The sequence below is a fragment of the Trichococcus sp. genome, assembly GCF_049589555.1.
In the GTDB taxonomy this organism is placed as follows: domain Bacteria; phylum Bacillota; class Bacilli; order Lactobacillales; family Aerococcaceae; genus Trichococcus.
In genome coordinates this window covers 1-4,684 of record NZ_JBAWAZ010000181.1, presented here as the reverse complement: position 1 = coordinate 4,684, position 4,684 = coordinate 1, and the positions used below count along the sequence as shown (strand labels likewise).

At 44.6% G+C, this 4,684-nt stretch carries 5 protein-coding genes; 3 read left to right on the top strand and 2 right to left on the bottom strand.

The annotated features are described in order from the left end of the window. Positions 1–888, bottom strand: an 888-nt coding sequence (locus tag WBV27_RS07120) for a mechanosensitive ion channel family protein (protein ID WP_424200681.1), incomplete at its 3' end; no start/stop codon positions are given. A gap of 267 nt (positions 889–1,155) precedes the next feature. Between WBV27_RS07120 and WBV27_RS07115 the strand changes: the two genes are divergently transcribed. After that, positions 1,156–1,620, top strand: a complete 465-nt coding sequence (locus tag WBV27_RS07115; RefSeq protein WP_272160425.1) for a DUF948 domain-containing protein — start codon at positions 1,156–1,158, stop codon at positions 1,618–1,620. 40 nt (positions 1,621–1,660) lie between these two features. Next, complete coding sequence (locus WBV27_RS07110; protein ID WP_424200679.1) at positions 1,661–2,125, top strand: YtxH domain-containing protein; 465 nt, start codon at positions 1,661–1,663, stop codon at positions 2,123–2,125. An 88-nt stretch (positions 2,126–2,213) separates the two neighbouring features. On the opposite strand, the gene WBV27_RS07105 is transcribed toward WBV27_RS07110, so the two are convergent. Beyond that, entirely contained in the window at positions 2,214–3,323 is a 1,110-nt protein-coding gene (locus WBV27_RS07105; protein ID WP_424200677.1) for a M24 family metallopeptidase, read from the bottom strand. A 226-nt stretch (positions 3,324–3,549) separates the two neighbouring features. On the opposite strand from WBV27_RS07105, the gene ccpA reads away from it, so the two are divergent. Next, on the top strand, positions 3,550–4,560 hold the full coding sequence (ccpA, locus tag WBV27_RS07100; RefSeq protein WP_086627758.1) for a catabolite control protein A: 1,011 nt from the start codon (positions 3,550–3,552) through the stop codon (positions 4,558–4,560). Positions 4,561–4,684 lie beyond the last annotated feature (124 nt).

The following is a 4,684-nucleotide window of genomic DNA, read 5'->3' as shown; positions in this document are numbered from 1 at the left end:
GTACGGCATGGCCGGAATCTGGATGCCGGCTTCCAACAGCGCAGAGCGGTAGCTTCCCAGGAACAGGTTTTGGACGGTGAACTGCTGACCGTTCAATGTATAAAAAACCACCCGATAGGCAAGTTGGCCATTCCCTTTATCGGTGATGCCGACAACATTCGGCCCTTTGACGATTTCCGGATGCTCAGGCACAATCCGTTCATTGACGGTATGGATGACCTGATCGACCGTTTCAAAATCGGTATCCGGATACAACAGGATATCGATCATTGCCCGCATATCATTCCGGGACAGGTTGCTGATGGTCGTGATGGTATGGTTCGGCAAGAAATGCAAAGTTCCATCAAAACTCTTGATCTGTGTCGTCCGCAGCCCAACGTTCACGACAGTGCCGTCGATGCCGCCGATGATTACGTGATCGCCTACATCAAATTGGGACTCCAGGATAATGAAGAAACCATTGACGATATCATTGATGAATTGCTGCGCACCAAGACCGATCGCCAAACCCGCAAGACCCGCTCCGGCTATCAATGTAGCAATCGGGACGCCCATAATGGAGAGGACTCCGTAGATCAAAAAGAAGAACAAAAGATAACGCAAACCATTCTCGGCTATTTTATAGATAGTGGTAGCGCGATTTTGCGTAATGTGTTTAGTCAATATCTGTTTTTCGAAAGTCCGGTGCAGTACGTAATTTAGTATACGTTTAAAAGCAAAAAAGACGATCAGCAAAAAAAGCAAGGTTATACCTTTTGAAATGAACAAGCCCACAATCTCTTCCCAAGCGATGCTGTTCCACCATTTGACGAAAATGTTCGGATTCGTCACCACTTCCTCTATCAAATCTTGTGCAAGAGCACTGTCTTGTGTGATTGCATCATTCATAAAAACCCCTCATTTCTAAAACAACTGTTTCCATTGTATCAAATTAGCGGGCTTATGAAAATGAAGATATGATTACGTTTTATTGAAGAAAGCATGTCTGAAGCAGAAGAATCCGTTTCCGGGGAATTGGTGACAACTAAAGGGGTTTCAATAGCATATCGGAAATGTCTATGGTATCATTTTATTATAAATGAAATATATCTTATAAAAATTCGTACAATGCTTTGACAGATGTGAGTATGAATTAAGAAGGAGTGAGTACAAATAATGGGATATGGTGAAATTGCAGCTTTGATTGCTGCGCTAGCTTTTGCGGTATTGGTGGTTTTCATCATCTTGGCATTGAGGAAAGTCACAGACATCTTAGGCGAAGTTGAAAAAGTGACCCAGGAAGCGAATAAAAGCCTGGCCGTCATCACTAAAGATGTCGATCACTTGTCGATTGAAGTCGAAGGCTTACTGAATAAAGCCAACACGTTGGTGGACGACCTGAACGGGAAAATCAGCAAGACAGATCCTCTATTCACCGCAATCGGTGATTTGGGCGTGACTGTCTCCGATGTGAACCAATCAACCAGAAATTTGGCAGTATCACTTAAAGGCGGAGGAAAAGGCGTTAAAAGCGCATCCGGTTCCTCCACTGTCGGAAAGCTTGGACGGACAGCAATGGCAATTGCCCGTCAACGGCAAGCGAAGAAAGAATCGAAGGACACAAAGTTCAAAACTTACTGAAGCGTCAACCAAACCATAAACGAAAAGGAGATTGAATATTATGACAAAAAGTAAAGGCGGATTTGTATTAGGGGCAATCATCGGTGGGGCAGCAGCAGCTATTACAGCGTTATTGTTTGCGCCAAAACCAGGTAAAGAATTGCGCGATGACATCACGGAGGAAGTCAATAATCTGCTCGATACAGCACGCGATTACGCAGACATCGCTGTAGAGAAGGGCAATGAGTTCATGGATGTCGCCAAAGAAACTTCGGAAGACATCAAAATCAACTTGAAGGACACGACTTCATCCATCAAGACGCAATTCACGGAAACGACCAAACATGTCGGTGACGACTTGAAGAAAGTAAAGGAAGAAATCAAAGAGAAAGCCACTGATGTGAAAGAATTTGCCTCCGTCATCGCTGAGGAAGGCAAAGAAGAAGCTGCAGCCGTAACGGAAGAGAAAAAAGCTGCAATGGAAGAAAAAGTCGAAGAAATCAAAGACAGCGTGGAAGACATCTAAATGCAAGAAAAAAAACAGGCAATCTGCCTGTTTTTTTTCTTGCGTATTGTATTTATTATAGGCTAGTATGTTTCACAAGCACAACAGACTAATCGATCAATTTTGAATAGGCGTCTATGCCAGTAGGTGTGTGCGTGAAGGATTCAAAGCCTTCAGCGGTCACAAAACCGCAATCCTCGACCCTGACACCGATGTCCCCTTCGATATAGATGCCGGGCTCGATGGAAAAACACATGCCTTCAATGAGTGCCATTCCATTTCCTTCCATGATGGATGGAAATTCATGCACACCTTGACCCAAGCCATGACCCAGACGATGGTTGAAGTAGCTGCCGTAGCCAGCATCCGCAATGATCGTCCGCGCTGCGGCATCCAATTCGCCGGCTGTGATGCCGGGGCGAACCGCAGCCATCGCTGCATCATGGGCTGTCAACACCAAATCGTAGATCTTTTGTTGGTGCGCAGATGGCTTGTCACCAAAGAAAAGGGTGCGTGTCACATCACTGGCATAGCCTTCGTGCATGGTTCCCAAATCGAATAGCACAAACTGGTTTTGCTTGAGTTTGGTGTCGCCGGGGACGCCATGGGGACTGGCTGCATTTTCGCCGAACAGCACCATGGTGGTGAAGCTCATTTCGGCTACGCCTCTTTTTTTCAGCTGGTATTCAATTTCGGCAACGACTTCCAGTTCAGTGATGCCCTCGCGCAACGTTTTGGCGCCAATTTTGAGTGCTTCATCCGCCCAATGGCCTGCTTCCTTCATGAAGGTCAGTTCTTGCTCATTCTTGATCAGGCGCATTTCCTGAAGCGTTTTGCTGATGTTATGCCCGAAAGTTGCCGTCGGGAAATGAGTCCGTAACGCTTCCATGCGTTCGACAGTCAAGAAATCTTTTTCGATGGACCAGTCCGCCAAGCTGGAATGACGCTCTTTTATGCTGGTTGCCAGTATTGTCCAAGGATCTTGCGTATCCATGTAGCTGACCACATCAAATTCCGCAGCGGTATTCCGTGCGTCATTTTCTTCCAGCGCAGGGACGAATAGCAAGGGTTTTGAATCCTTGAACAGGACCGCTGCCAAGATCCTTTCATGCGGGTCGCTCCTGTATGAGGAAACGTAAAAGACATTTTTAGGGTCATTGAGAAATACGATATCGACATCTTGTGTTTTCATCAAATTGATAATTGAGTTTAAAGGCATTTTTAATATGACACCTTCCTTTCTTTAGTATTATAGCATATAATGAGGGTTCGATTTCTGAATAATGCAATGTGAAATTTTCATGAAAACTTTTATAAAACGCTTGCATATCTCATGAAACAATGGTAAATTCTTTATAAGCTTGTAAAACAATCAATATTTACAACATTATGTTGAATAATGGAAAATAAAAAATTGAAAACAATTGAGATAAGGAGCAACATAAATGGAAAAACAAACGATTACAATTTACGATGTGGCTCGCGAAGCAAACGTCTCCATGGCAACTGTTTCCCGCGTAGTGAACGGTAATCCCAACGTGAAACCATCCACAAGGAAAAAGGTATTGGAAGTCATTGAACGTTTGGATTACAGACCGAACGCGGTCGCCCGTGGTTTGGCAAGCAAGAAAACAACGACTGTAGGGGTTATTGTTCCTGATGTCACTAACTTGTTCTTCGCATCTTTGGCACGCGGAATCGATGATATCGCTACAATGTACAAATATAATATCATTTTAGCGAACTCCGATCAGAATGACCAGAAAGAAATTCAAGTATTGAACACCTTACTTGCCAAACAAGTGGATGGCATCATCTACATGGGCAATAAGATCACAGATGAGTTGCGCGCAGAATTTTCCCGTTCCAAAACGCCGGTCGTGCTGGCAGGAACAATTGATCCTGAGCAACAAGTTGGAAGCGTCAATATCGATTACATCGGCGCAACCGAAGAAGTTGTAGCGAACATGATTGCGAATGGCAAGAAGAATATTGCTTTCGTATCTGCATCGCTTTCCAATCCAATCAATGGACAGCATCGCCTGAAGGGCTACAAGAACGCTTTGGTCAATGCAAATATTGCTTTTGATGAGGCTCTTGTCTTCGAATGCGAACCGACTCTTCAAAATGGTGAACTATTGGCTGAACAATTACTTGAAGCCGGAGTTGATGCAGCATACGTAGCTGGTGATGAACTTGCCATCGGCCTGTTGAATGCTATCATCAATGCAGGTGTCAGCGTTCCTGAGGCGTTTGAAGTCACTGCCAGCAACAATTCCCGCATAACTGAAATGGCGCGTCCGAAATTGACGTCCATCATGTTGCCGCTGTATGATATAGGCGCTGTTGCGATGCGTTTGTTGACTAAAATCATGAACAAAGAAGAGATTGATGAAAAATCCATCATCCTTCCTTATAAAATCGTCAACAGAGGGACAACATTACCTAAAAAGTAATCGGTCCATCCGAAAGACAAACAAGCCCAAAAAGCCCAGTATCCGAACAGATGCTGGGCTTTTTTTCTGATTTGGCGGCGAGTAAACAACGACAAACGAAAGGCTGCCCCGATTTGAGGCAGCC